The 23,593-nt window shown below is 33.9% G+C and carries 19 protein-coding genes and 1 tRNA gene; 9 read left to right on the top strand and 11 right to left on the bottom strand.

Features of this window, described 5'->3' with window-relative positions; genetic code table 11:
* The first annotated feature begins 79 nt into the window (after positions 1-79).
* The 9 genes from murG (at position 80) to C8C85_RS04765 (ending at position 9,125) form a co-directional block, all read left to right on the top strand.
* Complete coding sequence (gene murG / locus C8C85_RS04805) at positions 80-1,171, top strand: undecaprenyldiphospho-muramoylpentapeptide beta-N-acetylglucosaminyltransferase (protein WP_116796058.1); 1,092 nt, start codon at positions 80-82, stop codon at positions 1,169-1,171.
* Between the two features lie 76 nt (positions 1,172-1,247).
* Entirely contained in the window at positions 1,248-2,597 is a 1,350-nt protein-coding gene (gene murC, locus C8C85_RS04800; protein WP_116796057.1) for a UDP-N-acetylmuramate--L-alanine ligase, read from the top strand.
* Positions 2,584-3,306 carry a cell division protein FtsQ/DivIB gene (locus C8C85_RS04795; protein ID WP_116796056.1) on the top strand — a complete coding sequence of 241 codons (723 nt, stop codon included), beginning with the start codon at positions 2,584-2,586 and terminating at the stop codon, positions 3,304-3,306. Before murC ends, C8C85_RS04795 begins: the two co-directional genes overlap by 14 nt.
* A gap of 6 nt (positions 3,307-3,312) precedes the next feature.
* Positions 3,313-4,704 (top strand): cell division protein FtsA, encoded by a 1,392-nt coding sequence (gene ftsA, locus C8C85_RS04790; RefSeq protein ID WP_116796055.1) that lies wholly within the window; start codon positions 3,313-3,315, stop codon positions 4,702-4,704.
* Between the two features lie 91 nt (positions 4,705-4,795).
* The gene (gene ftsZ / locus C8C85_RS04785) at positions 4,796-6,754 is read left to right on the top strand and encodes a cell division protein FtsZ (RefSeq protein ID WP_116798374.1); all 1,959 of its coding nucleotides are present in this window, start codon (positions 4,796-4,798) and stop codon (positions 6,752-6,754) included.
* 360 nt (positions 6,755-7,114) lie between these two features.
* Complete coding sequence (locus tag C8C85_RS04780; RefSeq protein ID WP_116796054.1) at positions 7,115-7,564, top strand: GatB/YqeY domain-containing protein; 450 nt, start codon at positions 7,115-7,117, stop codon at positions 7,562-7,564.
* 66 nt (positions 7,565-7,630) lie between these two features.
* Positions 7,631-7,704 (top strand) — tRNA-Arg (locus C8C85_RS04775).
* Between the two features lie 88 nt (positions 7,705-7,792).
* Positions 7,793-8,608: a zinc-dependent peptidase gene (locus C8C85_RS04770; protein WP_116796053.1), complete on the top strand. Its 816-nt coding sequence runs from the start codon at positions 7,793-7,795 to the stop codon at positions 8,606-8,608.
* A 94-nt stretch (positions 8,609-8,702) separates the two neighbouring features.
* On the top strand, positions 8,703-9,125 hold the full coding sequence (locus C8C85_RS04765; protein WP_116796052.1) for a CBS domain-containing protein: 423 nt from the start codon (positions 8,703-8,705) through the stop codon (positions 9,123-9,125).
* Positions 9,126-9,186: 61 nt separating this feature from the next.
* On the opposite strand, the gene rpe is transcribed toward C8C85_RS04765, so the two are convergent.
* From rpe to C8C85_RS04710, 11 genes are all read right to left on the bottom strand, one after another.
* Positions 9,187-9,849 (bottom strand): ribulose-phosphate 3-epimerase, encoded by a 663-nt coding sequence (rpe, locus tag C8C85_RS04760; protein ID WP_116798373.1) that lies wholly within the window; start codon positions 9,847-9,849, stop codon positions 9,187-9,189.
* Positions 9,850-10,339: 490 nt separating this feature from the next.
* The gene (locus C8C85_RS04755; protein ID WP_007804760.1) at positions 10,340-11,203 is read right to left on the bottom strand and encodes an RNA polymerase sigma factor RpoD/SigA; all 864 of its coding nucleotides are present in this window, start codon (positions 11,201-11,203) and stop codon (positions 10,340-10,342) included.
* A gap of 229 nt (positions 11,204-11,432) precedes the next feature.
* Entirely contained in the window at positions 11,433-11,672 is a 240-nt protein-coding gene (locus tag C8C85_RS04750; RefSeq protein WP_116796051.1) for a hypothetical protein, read from the bottom strand.
* Between the two features lie 377 nt (positions 11,673-12,049).
* On the bottom strand, positions 12,050-12,796 hold the full coding sequence (locus tag C8C85_RS04745; protein WP_116796050.1) for a LytR/AlgR family response regulator transcription factor: 747 nt from the start codon (positions 12,794-12,796) through the stop codon (positions 12,050-12,052).
* Positions 12,789-14,519 (bottom strand): tetratricopeptide repeat-containing sensor histidine kinase, encoded by a 1,731-nt coding sequence (locus C8C85_RS04740; RefSeq protein WP_243412048.1) that lies wholly within the window; start codon positions 14,517-14,519, stop codon positions 12,789-12,791. Before C8C85_RS04740 ends, C8C85_RS04745 begins: the two co-directional genes overlap by 8 nt.
* Position 14,520: 1 nt before the next feature.
* Complete coding sequence (locus C8C85_RS04735; RefSeq protein ID WP_116796049.1) at positions 14,521-14,943, bottom strand: hypothetical protein; 423 nt, start codon at positions 14,941-14,943, stop codon at positions 14,521-14,523.
* Positions 14,944-15,314: 371 nt separating this feature from the next.
* Positions 15,315-17,078 carry a hypothetical protein gene (locus C8C85_RS04730; RefSeq protein ID WP_116796048.1) on the bottom strand — a complete coding sequence of 588 codons (1,764 nt, stop codon included), beginning with the start codon at positions 17,076-17,078 and terminating at the stop codon, positions 15,315-15,317.
* Positions 17,079-17,103: 25 nt separating this feature from the next.
* A complete protein-coding gene (locus C8C85_RS04725) occupies positions 17,104-18,336 on the bottom strand; it encodes a DUF4249 domain-containing protein (protein ID WP_243412047.1) in 1,233 nt (410 codons plus the stop codon).
* A 20-nt stretch (positions 18,337-18,356) separates the two neighbouring features.
* The gene (locus C8C85_RS04720) at positions 18,357-19,502 is read right to left on the bottom strand and encodes a DUF4249 domain-containing protein (RefSeq protein ID WP_243412046.1); all 1,146 of its coding nucleotides are present in this window, start codon (positions 19,500-19,502) and stop codon (positions 18,357-18,359) included.
* A gap of 110 nt (positions 19,503-19,612) precedes the next feature.
* Complete coding sequence (locus C8C85_RS04715; RefSeq protein WP_116796047.1) at positions 19,613-20,797, bottom strand: DUF4249 domain-containing protein; 1,185 nt, start codon at positions 20,795-20,797, stop codon at positions 19,613-19,615.
* An 8-nt stretch (positions 20,798-20,805) separates the two neighbouring features.
* A complete protein-coding gene (locus C8C85_RS04710; protein ID WP_116796046.1) occupies positions 20,806-23,592 on the bottom strand; it encodes a TonB-dependent receptor domain-containing protein in 2,787 nt (928 codons plus the stop codon).
* Position 23,593: the final 1 nt, after the last annotated feature.

The following is a 23,593-nucleotide window of genomic DNA, read 5'->3' as shown; positions in this document are numbered from 1 at the left end:
TGGGTTTATTAGATATTTTAAAATAATACAGTTCGTTACAATTTAGTATTAAAAGAAGCAACTTAGAAATTTTTTCAAAATGGCAAAACATAGATTTATCTTGAGTGGAGGTGGGACAGGAGGACATATTTATCCTGCAATTGCAATTGCAAATGAATTGGAGTCTCGTTTTCCCGATGCTGAAATTTTGTTCGTTGGTGCCAAAGACAAAATGGAAATGCAAAAAGTGCCTCAAGCGGGTTACAAAATAAAAGGTCTTTGGATTGCTGGTCTACAAAGAAAACTAACAATTCAAAACGCAATGTTCCCATTCAAATTATTGAATAGTTTATGGGAATCTAGAAAAATTATAAAAAAATTCCAGCCGGATGTTGTTATTGGTACAGGTGGATTTGCCAGTGGACCATTATTGAAAATGGCCAATAGCATGAATATCCCAACCGTAATCCAAGAACAAAATTCTTATCCGGGGATTACTAATAAACTTTTGAGTAAAAAGGCTAATAGCATTTGTGTTGCCTATGATCATCTGGAGCGTTTTTTCCCGAAAGACAAAATGATTTTGACGGGGAATCCAGTTCGTCAAGATTTATTGGATATACAAGACAAAAGAAAAGAAGCTATCGAATATTTTAATTTGGACCCATCCAAGAAAACACTGCTGGTTCTTGGTGGTAGCCTTGGCGCCAGAAGAATTAATCAATTGATCGAAAAAGAATTGGCTAATCTGCTTTCTTTAAATGTGCAAGTGATATGGCAATGTGGGAAATTTTATTTAGAGGATTATAAAAAATATATTAAGCATAATGTACAAGTAGTTGCCTTTATCGAAAGAATGGATTTGGTTTATGCCGCTGCAGATATAGTTATTTCGAGAGCTGGGGCTTCTTCTGTTTCGGAGTTGTGTATTGTTGGTAAGCCAGTGATTTTTATTCCTTCGCCTAATGTGGCCGAAGATCACCAAACTAAAAATGCACAGGCAATAGTAAATAAAAAAGGAGCTATTTTGCTTAAAGAATCACAATTGGATGAAGATTTTAGCTTGGTATTTGAATCGTTGATAAAAGATCAAGGGAAGCAAGATCAATTAAGTGAAAATATTAAATTATTGGCTAAGCCAAAAGCGACTGAACAAATTGTCGATGCAATTGTTAAGTTGATTAAAAAATAAAGTTAATGAATCGATTAGTATGTCGAATGTGTAGAATGGAAGTGGATAATCTGGATAAATTAAAATAAGAAATAAAATGGATTTAAATCAAATAAAAAACGTCTATTTCATTGGAATTGGAGGCATCGGAATGAGTGCCTTGGCTCGTTATTTCAAAACTATCGGAAAACAAGTTTCCGGCTATGATAAAACGCCTTCCATTCTTACCAATGAATTGATTGAAAGTGGGATTGATATTCATTTTGAAGATAATATTAATCTAATTCCAAGTGATTATTATGTTGAAAATACATTGGTAATAATTACACCGGCAGTACCTGTTAAACATTCGGAGTGGAATTATTTTTTGGAAAGAGAATATCAAGTAAAAAAGAGAGCAGAAGTTTTGGGTATTATTACCAAAGATACTTTTTGTTTTGCGGTTGCAGGTACTCATGGGAAAACAACAACTTCAAGTATTTTAGGGCATATTTTATATGAAAGTGGAGCTGATGTGACGGCCTTTATTGGTGGAATTGTTGAGAATTATGATTCTAATTTAATTGGAACCGGTAAAACAGTTACCGTTGTTGAAGCAGATGAGTTTGATCGTTCCTTCTTGCATTTACACCCAAATATTGCATGTATAACTTCTATGGATGCTGATCATTTGGATATTTATGGTACGAGTGCAGCAATTGAAGAATCATTTGTAGAATTTGCAAATAAAGTTGAAGATAAAAGCAAGCTTTTTATAACCAATGAATTACCTATCGAAGGGGTGATTTGTGCAGTTAATGAAGACGCAGTTTTTGAAGCCTTCAATGTAAGAATAGAAAATAGTAGTTATGTTTTTGATGTTAAAGCCCCAAACGAACTCATTAAAGATTTGCGTTTCGGATTGCCAGGTAAGCATAATTTAATGAATGCTTTAATGGCATTAGCGATGGCAATAACATACGGCACCCCAACCGATGTTATTGCCAGAGCTTTGGTTTCTTTTAAGGGAATCAGAAGACGTTTTTCGTATCAAATTAAAGAAGATAAATTAGTATATATTGATGATTATGCACATCATCCAACTGAAATTAATGCCGTTCATCAAGCCGTTCGAGAATTGTATCCGGGTCAAAAAGTGTTAGCTATTTTTCAACCGCATTTATTCAGTCGAACAAGAGACTTCGCAGATAATTTTGCTAAAAGTTTGTCGGCTTTTGATGAAGTTTTTTTAATGGAAATTTATCCAGCCCGTGAATTGCCTATGGAAGGTATTAATTCACAATGGTTAATGGATAAAATGACAAATGAGCATAAAAAAATTGTTAGTAAGGAAGATTTAATTCCTTCGATTTTGGCTAATGATGCGCGTGTTATTGTAACAATTGGTGCAGGAGATTTGGGAGAAATGGTTCCTTCAATTAAAAAAGCATTGTATGAAAGTCTTTAATTGGAATAATATAAGATTATTACTGATGTTTGTTTTGGTGATTTTTCTTTTTTCGTTTACATCCAAACGAAATTCTAAGAGAAAATTAACTAAATCTGAAGTTGTTTTTGTAGGCGAAAACTCTCTTTATTTAAAAAATGAAACGGTTAATAAATTGTTGATAGAAAATAATTCGGATGCTAAAACCATAAGAAAAGATAGGCTAGATTTGAATAAATTGGAGCAAGTATTAAATGCTCAAGAAATGATCGAGAAGGCAGATGTGTATGTGAGTATCGATGGTGTTCTAAAAGCAGTTGTGAAACAAAAGACGCCTATAGCTAGAGTCTTTAATGATGAGGGTTCCTTCTATATTGACAGTGAGGGTGATACCATGCCTTTGTCAGCGAATTTTACAGCTCGAGTTCCACTTGTTTCTGGGGAGATAAACAAGAAAAACAACAAAGATTTATTTAAATTATTTAAGATAATTTATGATGATGCGTTTTTGAGAAAAAACATCATTGGTATACAAATTATGCCTAATGGTAGCTTATTAATGCTCAATAGAAATTATAATTATCAAATTGATTTTGGTAGTTTGATAAATGTAGAACGTAAATTCCAAAACTATAAAGCTTTTTTTCAAAAAGTAAGTTTGGATGGTTCTTTGGATAAGTATAAAAAAATAGATCTCAGATTTACGGAACAAGTAGTTTGCACAAAATAATAGAAAATGGAAAAAGAGAACATTGCAGTAGGTCTAGATATTGGGACGACGAAAATTGTTGCCATGATAGGCAAAAAGAATGAATATGGTAAGCTTGAAATTTTAGGTGTAGGTAAATCTAAAAGTTTGGGTGTAGCAAGAGGCGTTGTGAATAATATCACGCAAACTATTCAATCTATTCAACAAGCAATACTTGAAGCGGAAAATAATTCAGGATATAAAATAAAAGATGTTGTAGTAGGTATTGCAGGTCAGCATATCAGAAGCATTCAACATAGTGATTACATCAGCAGAAGCAATCCTGAGGAAGTTATAGGTGGAAGTGATATTGATTTATTGATTAATCAGGTTCATAAATTGGCCATGTTGCCAGGAGAAGAGATTATTCATGTATTGCCTCAAGAATTTAAAATTGATGGGCAATCGGATGTTAAGGAACCAATCGGAATGTATGGTGGAAGGCTGGAAAGTAGTTTCCATGTTGTAGTAGGACAGGCTTCTTCTATCAGAAACGTTGGTAGATGTATTCAAAGTTCAGGTATCGAATTGTCAGGATTGACATTGGAACCGTTAGCTTCTTCCGATGCAGTTTTGAGCCAGGAAGAAAAAGAAGCTGGAGTTGCCCTTATCGATATAGGAGGAGGAACAACTGATTTGGCTATTTTCAAAGATGGAATTATTCGCCATACTGCTGTGATACCATTTGGAGGAAATGTAATTACTGATGATATTAAAGAAGGTTGTTCGATTATAGAAAAACAAGCCGAATTGTTGAAAGTGAAATTTGGTTCAGCTTGGCCAGGAGAAAATAAAGACAATGAGATTGTTTCTATTCCGGGATTAAGAGGAAGAGAACCTAAAGAGATTTCGTTAAAAAACCTTTCGAAAATAATTAATGCCAGAGTTGTCGAAATCATTGAACAAGTTTTCACAGAAGTAAGAGCTTATGGACATGAAGACCCTCGTAAAAAATTGATTGCTGGAATCGTTCTTACAGGTGGTGGTGCACAATTGAAGCATATCAAACAATTGGTAGAATACATTACCGGAATGGATACTAGAATTGGTTATCCAAACGAACATCTAGCTGGAAACTCAGACGAAGAAATCTCAAGTCCGTTATATGCAACAGCTGTTGGACTGGTGATGAACAGTATTGAAAACAAGACACAAAGTGCGGTGAAAATGCAAGCTACCGTCACTGCTGAAAAAGTAACTTATTATAGAGAGCCTATAGTTGAAGAGAAAGTAGAAATTAAAGAAGAGGTTTATGTACAACCTGAAAGAGTCCTTCAAGTAGATCCTATTAGAGAGGAATCTACTGAGAACAAAATAAGAAGATCGTTTTTTGATAAATATGTGGACAAGATTAAAGATTTTTTGGACAACGCAGAATAATAATAAAATAGAATAAATTATCAGCCCTCCTTTTTGCCCCAAGCCTAGAGTAGTAAAAGATAAAGTTAATAAAAAATTAAAACCCCATATGATGCCAAGCAACACAGAATTTGGAAGTATTTCATTTGATTTGCCAAAAAATCAATCAAATGTAATCAAAGTAATTGGAGTAGGTGGCGGCGGAAGTAACGCTATAAACCACATGTTTAAACAAGGAATTAAAGGCGTGGATTTCATCGTCTGTAATACCGATTCTCAAGCATTGGACAATAGTGCCGTGCCTAATAAAATTCAGTTAGGGATGAATTTGACTGAAGGATTAGGCGCTGGAGCAAATCCAGATATTGGACACCAATCAGCTATAGAAAGCATTGCTGACATTGAAAAAATGTTGGATGTCAATACCAAAATGGTATTTATCACTGCCGGAATGGGTGGTGGAACTGGAACAGGAGCTGCGCCAGTTATCGCTCAACTAGCCAAAGAAAGAGACATACTTACAGTAGGAATAGTAACTTTGCCATTCTTGTTTGAAGGTAAAGTGCGTCAAGAACAAGCGCTTATTGGTATCGAAAAATTGCGCAAGCAAGTCGATTCTTTGATCGTTATCAATAACAATAAATTAAGAGAAGTATATGGAAATCTTGGTTTTAAAGCCGGGTTTTCAAAAGCGGATGAAGTTTTGGCAACTGCCTCTAGAGGAATTGCCGAAGTAATAACACATCACTATACTCAAAATATCGATTTACGTGATGCCAAAACAGTATTGTATAATAGCGGGACGGCTATTATGGGATCTTCTGTTTCATCTGGTGAAAATAGAGCTAAGGAAGGAATTGTTGCTGCATTAGATTCTCCACTTTTAAACGATAATAAAATCACAGGAGCCAAAAACGTATTGTTGCTTATCGTTTCTGGAACCAATGAAATTACTATCGATGAAATTGCCGAAATCAATGAGCATATTCAATACGAAGCAGGTTCTAATGCCAATATTATTATGGGGGTTGGTGAAGACGAAAGTCTTGGTGATGCTATTGCAGTAACCATTATCGCTACAGGTTTTAATGTGGAACAACAAAACGAAATCGTAAATGTTGAGCCTAAAAAAATAATACACACACTTGGAGAGGAACAAAAAAGTGTTTTTGATTTAACAAAAAATACTGTTTCAGGTTTCAATTTAAATAGTGAAGCTTCTATTTCTAATAATACAGAAGAAAGAATCGTTTTCGACTTAATTGAAGATGTTGTAACGCCTGAGTCTGTAGTTGAATCTCCGATAATTGCTTCAATCAATGAAGATGAATTAATTGGGATGACAGAATTTATTAAAAATTTAGATGTAACATTCGAAATTGTTTCTCCTATGAAAGAGATCGATTTTGTCGTTACAAATCCTGTTGCTGCGCAAGTTGCGCAAGTAAGGTCAGAACCAATACGTTTTGAAGAAAAACAAGATCAAACTGCTTTTTCATTCGATTTGCCATTAAGCAAACCAGAACCTGTTCAAGCAAAAGTTGAGTCAAATAATTTTTTGTTTGAATTGACAAATGAAACAAGAGATATTAAAGTAGTAGAACCTGTTCAGTTTGTTCCTGTAACCGAATTGTCGGATAACGGTATCATAAAATACTCGCTTGAAGAATACATGGAAACAGAGAATGACTTGATAGAAAGCAAACCTGTCGCCAAAATTGAGGAAATAATACCAGCCGAATTGAATATCACTATGAAGCAAGTGTCTGAGCCAATAGCAGAGACGCCTGTTCTGGGAAATAATTCTCCAGTTGAGATGACAATCGAAGAAACGCTTAGATTCAGGGCTGAGGAAAGAAGAAAAAAACTTAAAGACTTCAATTATAAGTTCCATGATAATGTATCAAGAGTGGATGAACTAGAAAGAGAGCCAGCCTACAAAAGATTTGGTATCGATCTAAGCAGTTCACAAACTAATAATTCTACATCAAGAATATCAGTTGGAACAGATAGTAATAATGATTTGCAGTTGCGTTCCAACAACTCTTATTTACATGACAATGTAGATTAACTAACTCAAACCATTTTGAGATAGCCCGAAAATTAAATGATATTTTCGGGCTATTTTTTGAGTATAAAGCATCAGATAAGAAGTTGTTAATGCGAGTTAAATTTTCTAAATTTGTCGGGCCTTATCCAGCTGTACATTACAAGTTTTTTGTCGTAACTATTTTTTTTCTAAGAACAAGAGAGTCCTGATAGTTATCGGGATTCATTCGTTTTTCTGGTTCAAGAAAAAGTATAGTTTCTTTCAAAAAGGCTTTTCATTTCCATCTGGGGCAGTTTTTTAAGTATTCAGTTTGCAGACTTCAGTTTGCAGTTTGAATCTTAAATCTAAATTCAACAATCTAAAATCTAAAATATACAGAATATGAGTTTATCAATTCAAATCATGGACGAAATCAAAACCGCCATGCGAGCCAAAGATACAGTAGCGTTAGAGGCTTTAAGAGCTATAAAATCGGAACTTTTATTGGCGCAGACTGCATCTGGTTCAAAAGAAGAAATATCGGCTGATGACGAGATTAAATTACTTCAAAGATTAGTTAAAACCCGTAAAGAAAGCGCCAGAATATTTACAGAACAAAATCGTATGGACTTGGCAGAACCAGAATTGGCGCAAATCGTAGTAATCGAAAAATTCTTGCCAGCTCAATTAAGCGAAGCAGAAGTGGAAGCTGTTGTTGCAAAAATCATTGCAGAGACTGGCGCAGCAGGAATTGCTTCGATGGGTAAAGTAATGGGATTGGCAGCAGCTCAATTGGGTGGGACTGCTGAAGGAAAAACCATTTCTACTATTGTAAAGAAATTATTGACTTAAAATAAAATAGGCGGTTGATTAACGATTTTAAATCTAAACTCGTTAATCAACAATCTAAAATCAATTGACCGCGTAGTTCAACTGGATAGAATATCAGATTTCGGCTCTGAGGGTTGGGGGTTCGAACCCCTCCGCGGTCACACAACAAAAGCAAAATCGTAAATGAATTTTATGATTTTGCTTTTTTTTATTTATATTTAAACCTAACCCAAGCTTCCAAATCTGTTTATGGATAACATTATACTAGTAGTTTTTACTTTTAGTCTTACTTTTTTTGTTTTAATTGCTTTTCTAGTCGTCCTTTTTAGGCTTTTTGAATACGGTTTTGGTTTTGTATTTGGAAAACCTCTTTTTGTTCATTTTTGCCTTTTCCCAAAGAAAATTAGTTCTAATGCTCTCCATTTTTTAAACACACAATTCCCGTTTTATATTAGTTTATCGGATAAAAAGAAAGTGTATTTCGAGCATAGAATAGCTTGTTTTTTGGGTAGATACGAATTTGTCAGTCGTGAAAATTTTGCTATCACCGAAGATATAAAAGTTCATGTTGCCGCCACATTTACTATGCTGTCTTTTGGTATGCGAGAATATCTTTCCGAGGTCTTTGATAAAATAATCATATATCCGTCAATCTATTATTCTAGGATTACCAAACAATACCATAAGGGGGAGTTTAATCCCAATACAAAAACGGTTGTTTTCTCTTGGGAAGATTTTCAAAAGGGATTTGATATATCTTCTGATAATTTAAATCTTGGGATTCATGAATTTGTCCACGTTTTGCATTATCATGGATTGCAAAGTAATGATAGTAGTGCTATGCTTTTTTCTAGGATGTATACTATTATTAATGAAGAAGTAAGTGAAGCTGTATTGAGGGAACAATTGATGCAATCCAATTATTTCAGGGTTTATGCATTTACCAACCAGTATGAATTTCTGGCTGTGATCTTAGAGAATTATTTTGAAACGCCTTTGGAGTTTAAAATGCGTTTTCCGGATTTGTATACGAAAGTGGGTTTGATGCTGAATATGAAATATTAATATCTAAAAATAGTTTTGATTAACAACTGATAAACATCATATTTTGGATTGATTTTCTGTTTTAAATTTACTTACAATTTAAAATTAGGGTGTTATGAGACAGCAAGTTCCCGTGTCGACAATTATGACCAAAAATATAATTAAACTGACTATTTCAGATGATTTAACAAAGGCCGAATCTCTCTTTAAACATTATAAAATTAGGCACATTCCTGTAGTGAATGGTTCAACCATAATTGGAATGCTAAGTTATACCGATTTATTGCGTATTTCTTTTGCAGACGCAATAGATGATGATGAAGAGGTTGTGGATACAACCGTTTATAATATGTTTACCGTCGAACAGGTTATGGCCAAAAAATTAATTACCATTACGCCTGATACTACCATTAAGGAAGCTGCTGAAATATTGGCGAGTAAAGAATTTCATGCCTTGCCGGTTTGTGAAGACCATTTGTTGGTTGGGATAGTAACCACAACCGATTTGATAAAGTATTTAATTGATCAGTACAAGTGATAAGTGTTTACTAAAGAAGAAAGTCCCAATGTCTCTTGTGAGTATTGGGACTTTTGAATTTTTATACTGTTGTCAATTGTTTTAAATCGGCTACGGTTTGAATAGGATCTTCGGCTTTAAATACAAAGCTCCCTGCAACTAGTACATCCGCTCCAGCTTCAACCAACTGTAAAGCGTTTTTATTGGTAACGCCACCGTCAATCTCTATTAGAGTTGAGGCTCCTTTTCTGGTAATCAAATCTTTTAGCTTTTTCACTTTAAGATAAGTGTTTTCAATAAAAGACTGTCCGCCAAAACCAGGATTCACGCTCATGATGCAAACCATATCAATGTCATTGATTACATCTTCCAATAAATCAACACTCGTGTGCGGATTTAATGCCACACCAGCTTTCATCCCTTGCGCTTTGATGGCTTGAAGGGTTCTGTGCAGGTGAGTGCAGGCTTCATAATGTACAGTCAAGATATCGGCACCAAGATCTTTGAATGTTTTAATGTATTGGTCTGGGTTGACAATCATCAAATGTACGTCAACTGTTTTTTTAGTGTGTCTTGTGATAGCTTCAAGAACTGGCATTCCAAAAGAGATATTCGGAACAAAAACGCCATCCATGATGTCAATGTGAAACCAGTCGGCTTGACTGTTGTTGATCATTTCTATATCTCGTTGCAAATTGGCAAAATCTGCAGCCAAAACTGAGGGAGCAATAATTGTGTTTTTCATTGTGTAGTTGTTATGTTGAGACGTACCACAGTACATCTTTACAGTTGTGTATTTTTTGCAAAAGTAGTTTTTTTAAAGCAATGGCGAAAGTTTTTTTATTTGGGGGTATCTCGGTTTTGCGTAAGGGATTGAAGTGGAAATCCTTTTTATTTTTTTTAAAATAAAAAGATTGCAACAGAAAGCCCGACCCGAAGTTTTTACGAAGGGTTACGCCCAAATAATTTTAAAGAAAGGATGTTGGCTCTAAAATTGAATTAGCCTAAAAAAATAAAACTCCGGACCCGAGCCCAAAAAGGCGAATAGTACGAAGCAAAACCCGAGAACGAAGTTCGAACAGACCGCGGTTTTATTGATAAAAATAAAACTCCGGTAATCAGCCGGAGTTTCAATCATCAATCAAAAAACGAACAGTTAATCAGACTGTTGTTCACGTTCTATTAAAATAGTTAAAATTACTTTTTTAAAAATTTTAATTTGGGGGTATTTTATATTAACCTAAATACGTTTTCAAAATTTTACTTCTTGAAGTATGTTTCAATCTACGGATTGCTTTTTCCTTTATTTGACGAACACGTTCGCGAGTAAGATCAAAAGTTTCTCCAATTTCTTCCAATGTCATTGGGTGTTGGTCACCAAGACCAAAGTACAAACGCACTACATCGGCCTCTCTAGGAGTTAATGTTTCAAGTGAACGCTCGATTTCGGTACGTAATGATTCGTGAATTAGCTCTCTGTCCGGATTTGGAGATTCACCAGAACGCAATACGTCATAAAGGTTCGAATCTTCTCCTTCTACAAGAGGAGCATCCATAGATAAGTGACGACCAGAGTTTTTCATAGACTCTTTTACGTCATTTACGGTCATGTCCAGTTCTTTTGCAATTTCTTCAGCAGATGGTGGACGCTCATTAGATTGCTCTAATAAGGCGTACATTTTGTTGATTTTATTGATAGAACCAATTTTGTTTAATGGTAAACGAACGATACGAGATTGTTCGGCTAAAGCTTGAAGTATCGATTGACGAATCCACCATACAGCGTATGAAATGAATTTAAATCCACGAGTTTCGTCAAAACGTTGTGCTGCTTTTATCAATCCAAGATTTCCTTCATTGATTAAATCGGGAAGGGTAAGACCTTGATTTTGGTATTGTTTGGCTACCGAAACTACGAAACGTAAATTGGCTTTTGTTAATTTCTCAAGGGCTCTTTGATCCCCGGCTTTAATTCTTTGAGCTAATTCTACCTCTTCGTCAGCGGTAATAAGGTCAACTTTTCCAATTTCTTGTAAATATTTGTCTAATGAAGCGGTTTCACGATTGGTAACCTGCTTGGTGATTTTAAGTTGTCTCATGTTTCTGTCTCCTCAATTTTTTTAAGTGTACAAGTGATTATACGTATGGGGTTTCAAAAAAGTTACAATAGTTGGATTATTTTTTTTCAATTAAATAAAAATACCTGCCCCAAAAAATATTGAGACAGGTAAATCTAACTAATTTAATTGTTAATTGGAGGATTAGTTAAAATTAGTTAATACAAGAAATAGGGCTAATGGCATAGGCTATTCTTTATCTTCGTGGGTTTTATTCCATTCCTTCTAAATTGATAATTCTATCAAAGATTTGTTTTAAAAATAAAATCATAAAAAACACGCCAGCAGCTAAAATCAAGTGGTCAGATGTGAGCAAAAAAGGTTCGTCTAGGATGTCATACAAACTCGGAATAATAAGGCATAATGACGCTATAAGTCCAATCCAAGGATTGATTTTGTTAAAAATAGTTTTGAATTGCATATTTGTTTGGTTGTTAAGTTCTAGTCTCATGGTAATTCTGTTTTTTAATTTTTTGGTAGAGTAAAAGTAAATAGCAAATCACCTTTTTTTAAAAGAAATGTCATGAATGCGTTTTTTACTGTCATGAAAGGGGAGGTTGAATATGTAAATCCAGGTTCAGAAATAATCCAAGAAGATTATAAATCCGGAACAATTAATTCTAAAAGGTTTTAAGGAGCGAAAGAACAGGCTTTATCAGTAAGCATCGTTCCTGCTGTCCGCTATATTCCGCGCAGAAAAAGCGCGGGATGCCGCTTCCATCAGGGCTAAAGAGCCAGCATATTCAATTTTTGGAAAAAATGCCTACTATTTGGATAAAAAAAACAAACATTCGGGAGGGAACATTTGAGGTATTCAATAGAGGGGTATTACGATATAATATTCATTTTCTTTATGAAATCTTTATAGGTGTCGCTAAGATTTATTTTGTGGTTTCCTTTGAGGATGACAAGATTGTCGGCCAAGATGATTTCTTCTATTTTGTCGGTGTTGACAATATAGTTTCTGTGCGTTTTGACGAATTTGTCTTTGTCGAGAAGTCCGCTGATTTTGGTTAATGAAATCAGGATTACAAATTTTTCTTTCTCGGTAATAATGTTGCAATAACGTTCCTCCACTTCGATGTAAAGAATGTCTTGGAGAGACACTTTTTTCAGTGCATTTTTCTTTTTGATGAACAGATAATCATTACTGATTACAGTATCCTGATCTTCACTTAAAAATACATTGGTTTGTTCGTAGAATTTTTCGACTGCCATTTCCAAGGCGTAAAGAATTTCCAATTCATTGAAAGGCTTCATTAGAAAACTGAAAGGCTTGGTAAGTTTGGCTCTTTCAAAAATCTGACGGTCTTGTGAGCTGGTCAAAAATACAAAAGGTTTGGATGAGTTTGGCACAATGTTAATGGTCTCGGCAAAGGTGATTCCATCTGGTTTACCGTCAAGAAAAACATCGATAACAATAATATCCACTGGGTTCTGATAGAATAAAGTAAGTGCATCAGTATAGCTTCTGGCAACGCCTACAATATTGTATTTATTGGCTAGTAAGACTTTACTCAGTGCGTCACTTTGCTCCGGGGTGTCTTCTATAATAAGCACATTGATGTTATCCATTTTGTTCTGTTTTTGGGAGCGTCAATATAATCTTAGTTCCTTTGTTGGATTCGCTTTCTATGGCTAGCATTCCTCTGTTTTTCTTGATCATTTGTTTGGATAATTGCAAACCGAGCCCTGTGCCTATAATCTCCGAATTGCTTTTCTTGGCCAATAACTCATTGTCTTCAAGCAATTCATTTATGGTGTCTTGGCTCATCCCTAAACCGTTGTCCTGAATCACAAGTTGACAAAAATCGGTATTTGTTTCAACTGTATAAATCTTGATTTCACCATTCTCTTGGGAGAATTTAATGGCGTTGTCAAGCAGGTTGCGCAATACAATTTTTAGTGAGTCAAGGTCTACGAAGATAAAACTATTTTTGGAAACAGCATTCTCAAAAGTAATGGCTTTGTCAAGTAGTAAAGGTTTGTAGTTGTATTCTATTTGTTGCACGATGGAATACAAATGCACCGAATCTTTATGAAAATACAATTGTTTGGTTTGCAACAATGCCCAATGAAGCAAGTTGTCCAACAAACTGTAGGCGCTGTTTGCAATAGCACTATTTTGATGCAGAAGCTGATCTAGCTCGCTGTAGTTTTTGGTTTCCAGCGAAGCGGTTAATTTGGTGTTACTGGTTTTTAAGGCATTCACCGAAGACCGCAAATCATGACTCACGATGGAGAACAGCTGATCCTTGGTCGCATTTAGCTCGTCTAACTTGTTTTTTTGAGTGAGAATTATTTTGCTGTTTTTTACCTTTTGGGCATATACATAAACACCTCCTATTAAAAGTAATAATAAAGCTAGTACAGAATAAAACAAACCATTACGCTGGGTGTCTTTTAGTTTGTTCTCTACCTTAAGTACTGAGATTTGTTTTTGTTTTTGAGCTACCGCATATTTTTTTTCGTAGTCAGCGAGTGCCCAGACTTTGCTTTGGTTGTTGAGAGAATCTTTCCATTGCTCTGATTCTTTTCTGTAAGCTAAAGCTTCTTTGAAATTACTTCTGTTTTCTTCCACAACAGCCATGTTTTTAGAAGTCTTTCTTTTTATGTCAAAATCATTTATTTTTTTTGACAAATCATACGATTTTTTAAAGTAAAAAATAGCTAAATTGTCTTTATACTGCTCATAATATAAATTTGCAAGATTAATGTATGAGGTGCAAATTTTAACTTTATTGTGTGTTTTTAGATTTAGATTTAAATTTTTAAATAGAAAAAACTCAGCTTCATTGTACTGTTTTAAAAAAATATATGTAGTACCAATTCCGTTATATACATCTGCTAGATAACTTGTTTTGTTTAATTTAATAAACTGTTTTTCTGATTGTATGTAATAAGTTAGTGCTTTTTTAAATTCTCTTAATTCTAATAAGGTAGCTCCAAGGGTTAAATTTTTTATAGGTAAAAGATCAAAAGTTTTAGAAATTAAAAGAAATTCTTTTTGTGCTTCTTTATAAAGTTTTTTATTAAAGAAACTTGTTCCTCTGAAATAATGACAATAATCTGACAGGTTTTTAATATTGCCTTTGCTTAACTGCTTCATTGAATATACTAAAGTAGAATCCCACTCTTTTTTTAAATAAAAAGAGTGAGCTTTAACAAAGTTGATTTCTCCCTTGAATTCAATTACTTTTTGTTGAAGTATTTTTTTTTCAAATAAATTTATCTCTTCGGTTTGTGAAAAAAGAAAAAAAGGGATTAATAAGATAATGTAAAAAAAACTTTTATTCATTTTAAGGAACATGTGTTTCTGTCCCTCTAGAAGTTTCCGGATCTAAGTTTACCATATAGGACATGATAGTAGTAATATTTTTCACTGTAGGAGACGTGTAGTCTAGTTCTACGTACCACACATCGCAAGTTTCTGGGGTTTCCATAGAAAAATCATAATCGTAATTGATGGTCAAAACGCCGTCTTTTTCAACTGGTGGTTCTACAACAGGAGCGTCTGGAATTTCGGAGTTCATGTATAGTGTGGCTCTCACTTTTAGTGTCAATGGGCCTCCCTTTGGGGTGTAGAATTTTGCAGACACTAATGGAGCTACGGGATAAGTAACAGTTTCGGGGCTTTTGAAAGTGAATACTTCCGTGTTGATTTTGGTAGTTTGGATGGTTGGGTAAGGGGTAAAAGAAAGTTCTTTTGTAGAATCACACATAGTCTTTTTTTTAAGTGGTTAAAAGCTAATAATTTTCACGTTAAAGATATTTTTTTTCTTTGAATAATATGTAATGATTTTATTATTTTTTTAAATTATCCTTGAATTATTTGCCTTAAATTGCTTGAAACAACTTTGATTTGCTAGATGTGGATGGGGTACCGATGGAAGAGATTATCACAGATTTTATAAAAAGAGGCTCAAAAATTTAACCTCAAAGAAAGCAAAGAATACCGCAAAAAAGACTAAGCTTTAGGTGTTAGAAAGTGTGATTTGGATGCTGTTTTTATTGCTGGATTTCTTGCTTTAGGGTCACGCCCTAATAAAGTAAAAACCCCAAATCAAATTCATGAATTGGGGTTTTAAATATGTTATTGTACTTCAAAAGTGTCTTTTAATGAGACTGGAATCCCTTGGTCTGTAAAACCTTCCAGCGAAATTTCGAATGTTCCGGTCACATCTGAGGTGTAAAAGGATATAGGGTTTTCAGTGCTGGCTAATGTAAGTTGAGGAAGCCATAACAATTGATAGCGATAATCTGGAATTCTTTCATTTTTAGCCTTGTCTGTATAGTCTGGTGTGTAATACTCTTTTTTTATCGATGGTCTTAAAACTGATGCATCAAGGATATAGGAACCGGATTGTTTACTGACAAAATCCTGAGTTTTTGTTGTAAAACTGATGAGACCATTGAAGGCTTTTGGACCAAGGTAATATAATCCAGGGATCACACTTATTTTGGATACATTTTTCATGTTATATTCAAAAAGTTCATTGGTGTCCTGTAAAAGTAATCCATCAATAAGTACTAATGCTGGTTCTGGAGATTGAGTATAGATACTAACGTCTCTTAAGTGTAAAGTGTATTTTTTATCTTTTTGCTCATAATACATTTCTTTTACAATTTCAACAGCAGTCTCTTTAAGCGTTGGAAATCGTGTGTAGTCATCAAGAACATATTCCTTGGCAACTGGCTCGTAAAAAGCGGGTATTGATTTTGCTTTTAAAATACTATCTGTTTTATTGCTGTAATAAGCATTTTCAATTTGACTGGCTATTGATCGATTAAGTAACGTTTCTGAAAGAGCAGGCGTCAAGTTTATGCTGGGTTGGAAGTTGAGTTTTGAATAATCAATTGTTGAAGGTGTGTCTAATACGAGGGTATAATTCGAACGTTTGTCATCGATAACCTGTATGTTTACCGCTGAGTTGTAGTAGGGTTTGTCAAGATTGAAAACAAAGTTGCCATTTTTGTCGGTTTTCACTACTTTGAAAGCAAATGTTTTTCCAGGAATAGATAGCCCAATATTTATATTTTGGATATCGTTTGGATTGTTTTTCGAAGTAATTTTTCCAGTAATCATTTCGCCTCTTAATTCAGGCAAAGTAATTTTATTGCCTTTATTTATTGGTTCTATTTTTGAAACAATTTTTGAAAATTCTTCAGCAGAGGTTTGTTTCGTTGAAGGCAAATCTTCTAGTCTTCTAACAGAGACAGAATAATTTCCGTTTTTGGCTATTTCATTTAGGGTTGCAACATTAATGTTTACTTGTTCTCTATTTGCGAATGCTTTTTTGTTTAAATTGAGTTTTAAGTAATCATTCGTTGTCACACTTTGTGTTTGTTGAACTGGCAGTATTGGAGTATCTCCTATAGCTGTGTTGGGGGTGGCATTGCTTGCTGCAGTTTGATTTTCAGCTGTTTGAAATGGATTGATAATAACAATATCAATTTGAAAAAAAGGCGCAACAGTTTGGTTCAACATCCAGTTGGTATAGCCAAGGAGTTTGTAATTACCCGTTTTAATAGTGGTAGGTACAAAATAATCACCCTGACCCTTAGTGTTTTCAAGATAAATTTTGTTTTTGAAAACCGTTTTTTTGTCACTATCCACAAGTTCCACATAAGCTATTTTACTAACATTACTGGGTGTTTTGTTGGATAACTTCAGGCAGTTAAGCTTGTAATAAAGGGTCTCTCCAGTAACAAATGTTGTTGCATTTGTGCTGAGAAACACAGTTTCATCGCTGTAGAAATTTTGTTTTTCATTGGATGAACTGATTTGCTGGGCAATTGCCGGTTGCTTGTTAACCATAGTTAAAACTAGGAGCAGGGTGTATTTTAAATTTTTCAAAATATATGATTTTATTAGATGTATTTTAATCTTCCCAAAAAAGGGGTTTTATGTTTGATGAAAAAGAGGTGCAATCTCCACACTCAATATGAACCATGCGATAATCTATACCTTCATGAAATTGATACGCCAGTCTATTTAAATTAATGTCTTGTATTAAATCTGCACCCCTGCAAGGAAAGGGGCCAAAACAAAGAGGATATACGTCTTGATCACAATTGGTATAATATGGCGGTGGAAATTCTCCCGGAAATAAATCTTCATAATTAAAATAGATTCTTTTGGTAGAAACGGAAGCGACATCAAAATAACCAAGTATTTTGTCATTTTCATTATTTACAGCTTTGATATTGCCATTTATAAATCCAGGTTGGGTAGGATATAAAATACTTCCGGAACCGGATAATTTTTTTAAAGTAGTGTAATACGTAAAGGAGGCTAAACTCTCAACATATTGTTTAACCAAAATACTATATCGATGAGTAATAATATAATTTTGATTACTAATAAAACGTACTAAAAAGTTAAGTCGGGCTTCATTTAGATTGTTGGTATTTGTTAAAAGTAGCTCGGTATTCTTTTTTGTACTATAACAAATTCGGGTGTTCGTTGGGTTTGGGATAATTCCGATTGTTATTTCACTGGTTGCAATTGATTTGCTTGGTACCCATTTTGGAGCTATTATTTTATAGGTTTCTTCATATTCGTAGCGGTAATATTTGGCAGTGTTCGTTGGATCAAAACTGTTTACTCTAATACCAACGCCTCTTATACTGTCTTTTGTTTCCACTGCTGCTTTAACCTCCTGCATTGGATTTATGGGAGTAAGTGTTTCGGTTGAAGATTCAAAAGATCTGCCATCGCTTGTTTTAATGTTTAATCGATATTCTTTGCCTGAAACGGCTTGAAATTCAGTTGTAGAAATGTATTTTCCTGATTCTTCTTTAAAGTCATATTGAATTCCGGTATTATCTGTAATAAAAACTTTGGCACCCTTTTCTATTTGAATCTCTTTGTCTTCAAATCGAGCCGTTTTTGTTAGTGTTATTTCTTGTTTTTTGAGTTCATTGGTAATTGTTGCTTCCACGACCAATGCTTCTTCATAAGTGTTGGTTTCCAATATATACGGTTCAGTACATCCGTTTAATAGAAAGCATGATAGCAATAAAAAGACAAACCCATTTAACATAATAGGTGTTTTTTTACACGTTATTGATGAAGGGCTTTTTTGGTTTTTATTTTGATTATGAAAAGTCATTTGTTTTTAATTTGTTTGTTTTAATCTTCCCAAAATGGAGGTTTAACGTTAGATGCAAATGTTGTACAGTCACCGCAAGGAGCATTAACCCAATTGGGACTTCCGGCATAGGTTACTTTGCCTAATCCGATGTCGTCTATCAATCCTCCCATATGTGTGCAGGGCTGTTCTCCATAACAAAATGGGGTGCAATCCGTATAATAAGGTGGTGGAACTTCACCCGGAAATAAATCGATGTAATTAAAATAAATTCTTTTTGTTGATACCGAAGTTACATCAAAATAGCCAATTATTTTATCGCTAGGATTATTTACGGATCTTAAATTTCCATATAAAAAACCTGGCTGATTCGGGGATAATAAACTTCCTGATCCAGCCAGTTTCTTTAAAGTGCTGTAATAGGAATAGGAAGCTAAGTTTTCTATATATTGTCTCACCAAAATACTATAGCGCTCTGTGATAATGTAATTCTGATTGCTGATGAATCTCACGCTAAAATTGACGTGATTATCGTTTAATTCAGCTGTACTTGTCAATAAAACTTCAGTTGATTTTTTTGTGTTATAACAAACTCTAGTGTCAGGAGAATTACGAATCAATGCATAAGTTGGTTCTGCTCGAGGGTTGTTTGGATTTGCAGGAACTACAATTGCTTTATTTAAATTCCAACTTGGAGCTACAATTTTATAGGTTTCTTCGTATTCGTATCTATAATATTTAGCTTCGTTCGTTGGGTCAAAACTAGTTACTCTAATAGCAACACCCCTTAAACTGTCTTTTGTTTCTACTGCTGCTTTTACATCCTGCATAACGTTTACGGGAGTAAGTGTTTCGGTTGAAGACACAAAAGATCGACCATCTTTAGTATTAATAGTTAATCGATATTCTTTTCCTGGAATAGCTTGGAATTCAGTTCTAGAAATGTATTTTCCGGATTCTTCTTCAAAATCATACTGAGTTCCAGTATTATCAGTGATAAAAACATCGGCGCCTTTTTCGATTTGAGTTTCTTTGTCTTCAAATCGGGAAGTTTTTGTTAATGTTATTTCTTGTTTTTTGAGTTCATTGGTTATTGTTGCTTCAACTACTAAGGCTTCTTCGTAGGTATTGGTTTCTAATATATACGGCTCGGTGCAACTGTTTATAATGAAACAGATTAGTAGCAAGAAGATTATTTTATTATAATACATAGTCATTTGTTCACGCTTTTTTTTGGAGGTAATTGTAAAATCTGAAGCTATTTGTTTGCTTTTAGAATTTAAAAATAAATATGTAATTAATCTACCCAAAATGTCGGTTTTATGTTTGATGAAAAAGAAGTGCAATCTCCACAGGGTATATTAACCATATTATATACGCTTGATGGGACATTAGCACTTTGATAAGCTATTTTATTTAAACCCAGGTCTTGTATAAAACCGTCAAAAGTTCTGCATGGATAAGGTTCTAAACCGGGTCTGTAGCAAAATTCATCGCAATTAGTGTAATAGGGCGGCGCAAATTCTCCAGGGAACAAGTCTTCATAGTTGAAATAGATTCTTTTCGTTGAAACAGAGGCAACATCAAAATAACCAATTATCTTTTCGGTGGGATTATTTGTAGATCTTAGATTTCCGTATAAGTAACCAGGTTGTCTAGGACTTAACAGGCTTCCTGATTCAGATATTTTTTTTAAGGTTTCATAATAGGTGTAAGCAGCTAGGTTTTCTACATATTGCTTAACCAAAATACTATATCGGTGGGTAATGATGTAATTTTGATCACTGATAAAACGCACACGATAATTCAAATGACTGTCAGTTTGTTGAGATGTATTTGTTAAAATTAAGGCAGTATTTTTTTTTGTGCTATAACAAACTTTTGTGTCTACTGGATTGGGTACAAGTAATATGTTTGAATTGTCGTCAAGAATAGCTTTAGTTGCAACCCATTTCGGAGCTATAATTTTATAGGTTTCTTCGTATTCGTATCTATAATATTTAGCTTCGTTCGTTGGGTCAAAACTAGTTACTCTAATAGCAACACCCCTTAAACTGTCTTTTGTTTCTACTGCTGCTTTTACATCCTGCATAACGTTTACGGGAGTAAGTGTTTCGGTTGAAGACACAAAAGATCGACCATCTTTAGTATTAATAGTTAATCGATATTCTTTTCCTGGAATAGCTTGGAACTCCTTTGTAGAAATGTATTTTCCGGATTCTTCCTCGAAGTCATAACGAGTTCCGGCATTGTCAGTAATAAAAACATCGGCACCAGATTCTATTTGAGTCTCTTTGTCTTCGAATCGGGAAGTTTTGGTTAATGTTATTTCCTGTTTTTTGAGTTCATTGGTTATTGTTGCTTCTACTACTAACGCTTCTTCGTAAGTGTTTGTTTCTAATATATAGGGCTCAGTACAACTATTAAAAATGAAGCATAATAGTAGTAAAAAGATAAGATTAGATGCTGATTTAATTTTCATTATTTCAATTAAAATTTGAAATTATAGGTAATACTTGGCACAGGTATTGAAAAAATCGAAGTTTTGAAAGCTTTAACTTGTCCATTGCCATCGGTTACAAAATAAATGGAGTAAGGATTTGCCCTACCCAAAACATTATAAACAGAAATGTTCCAAAAACTATGTGCCAATTTTTTTATTTTATGATTTCCTTCAATGTTTATCCCAACGTCTAGACGATAGTAATCAGGAATACGAAAAGCATTTCTGTCACTATATAACGTGTAATTGGAGTTGTTGTATTGATAAGTACCAATAGGGTATGTGATTGGTCTTCCAGTTTGATAAACAAAGTTAGATGAGAAACTATATCTTTTGGTGAATTTATAATTTAAAATCATACTTAAATCATGAGGCTTGTCATAATTAGTTGGGAAATAATCACCATTGTTTACTTTCTCTTCATTAAATTGACTGTCCAGCTTTATAAAAGTTCGAGAATAGGTATATCCTATCCAGCCATTTAATCGTCCAAATTGTTTTTTTACCAAAAATTCAATTCCATATGCTTTTCCTTCACCTTGTAAAAGTTCGGTTTCAACATTTTCGTTTAATTGTAGTTGAGCACCGACTTTATAATCAAGAATGTTTTTAGATTTTTTATAATAGGTTTCTAAACTAACTTCGTATAAATTGTTGCTGAAATTCTTGAATATACCAATAGATGCTTGTTGCGCAGTTTGTGGTTTTATATTTAAGTTAGAAAGTACCCATGTGTCAGTTGGAGACTGAGTTACATTACTAGAAAGCAAATGGATGTATTGACTCGTTTTGTCATATCCTGCTTTAATTGATAAATCTTCAGCTAATAAATATCGAGCTGCCAAACGTGGTTCAAAAGTACCATAAGTAGTTACCACTTCGTTGTTTCCATAATGTTTGGTTTCTATGACAGTGGCATCATTAAGAGGGACATTTGGTTGATAGATTCTTTGATCTGACTCTCCTAATGAAGCGTAAAGAGAATATCTAAGGCCTAAATCCAAAGATAGTTTGTCACTAATTTTAAAATTATCCGAGACATAAAAAGCCGATTCCAATCCTTTTTCTGAATCAATTGTTATAGGTTTTAATGTTGCGTCGGGCTTTGTAGGATTTAAAAAACCAGGATCTACTTTATAGAGTTTGCTCGATAGTCCATATTGGAATTTATGTTTGTTACTATACAAATAGTTGAATTTTAGCATAAGTTGTGTTTCATTCAGTTTGTAACCAGAAACAAAAGCATTTTTCAAAGTTGTATTATAGTCAATATCGTATTTGTATTCACTATTGGTTAGAATTACAGCTCCTTTGTTTTTTTCATCAAAAGAATGATCCCATTTTACAGAAGCAAGTCTGTTGCTGTAGGAATAGATAGAGTCAGAACTAAGGCTGAATTTATCATGGCTATAATAAAGAGTAGATTCTAAAGAGTTGTTTTTATTCAAAACATTATTATATTTTAAAATACCATCATAAAAACTTGCTTGACTATTGGCCAAATCGTCATTTTTTAAAGATTTTAAGACCCAATCTGAGTAGGTTGCACGTCCTCCAAAAAGGATGCTGGATTTGTTTTTTTCTAAAGGCACACTTACACTTAAATTGGATGTTATTGGGCCAATTGCTCCTTCACCAGTAATGGTTTCAGGATTTCCGTTTTTGGTAGTTATATCAAATACAGAGGATAATCTTCCTCCTAAATCGGCTGGAATGCTTCCTTTGTAAATAGTAGCTTTTTTTGCTGTGTATGGATTTATAGAAGAGAAAAAACCTAAAAAGTGTTGTGGATTATACAATACTGCATTGTCCAAAAGAAATAAATTTTGATCATCTTTTCCTCCACGTACATTAAATCCAGCAGATCCTTCTCCGGTAGTTTTAACACCAGGTAATGTGGTTGCTACTTTTAAGATGTCTCTTTCTCCAAGAATCAATGGCATATTTTTCATAGCTTCGATATCTATAGAGATCACACCCGAAACAACCGATTCTAGAGCTTTTGATCCTTTACCTTTTATGAATACTTCGTCTAACTGATTTGAATTTTCGGCTATATTGATGTTTAGTTCACCATTATTATATACCACCAAAGTCTTTACTGTTTTTTTGTGGCTTAGTGATCTTGTTTCTATGATGTTTGTACCCGTTGGAAGTTTTATGGAATAATTTCCCTCGTTATCACTTATTGTACTTATGTTTTTGTTTCTAACTTTAATAACAATATTGGATTCCGGTTTTCCTGTTGTTGTGTTAATTATTGTTCCGGTTATGGTACAAAATTTGGCATCTGTAATTGTCGTTTCTTTTCCAATGAAAACGACTCCATTATTGTTCTTGGTGTACGATTTATTTATAGAATCATACTGCTGATAAAAAACAGGTTTTCCAGTTAAATCATTAGAATCTTTATTAATGTTTTCAGACTTAATCGCTCCAAAATAATTGGCAGCCAATTTTTCATGAATAACATTATTTTGAGTCAAAATAATCTTGTTTTTTGTGACATAAAAGTTTAAAGAGGTGTTGTTAAAGAGGCTCTCTAAAAGAGTTGTGATTGTAACGTTCTTGTAACTTCCGGAGATTAAACTTTTATCAGAATTCATCCATTCCTTTTCAAAGTAAAAATGATATGGAGTAGAAGCTTCAATAGTTTCTATAGCTTTTAATCTGTCTATGTTTTTAAACTCAAAAGAATAAGTATCTCCGGTTTTTTGTGCTAGTAAAGAAAAATGAATTAAGGCTGTGAAAAGGACGAGTAATATTTTCCTCATT

This window comes from Flavobacterium sp. 103 (genome assembly GCF_003096795.1).
In the GTDB taxonomy this organism is placed as follows: domain Bacteria; phylum Bacteroidota; class Bacteroidia; order Flavobacteriales; family Flavobacteriaceae; genus Flavobacterium.
The sequence above is the reverse complement of the archived record's forward strand: the minus strand, read 5'-3'. Positions and strand labels throughout refer to the sequence as shown.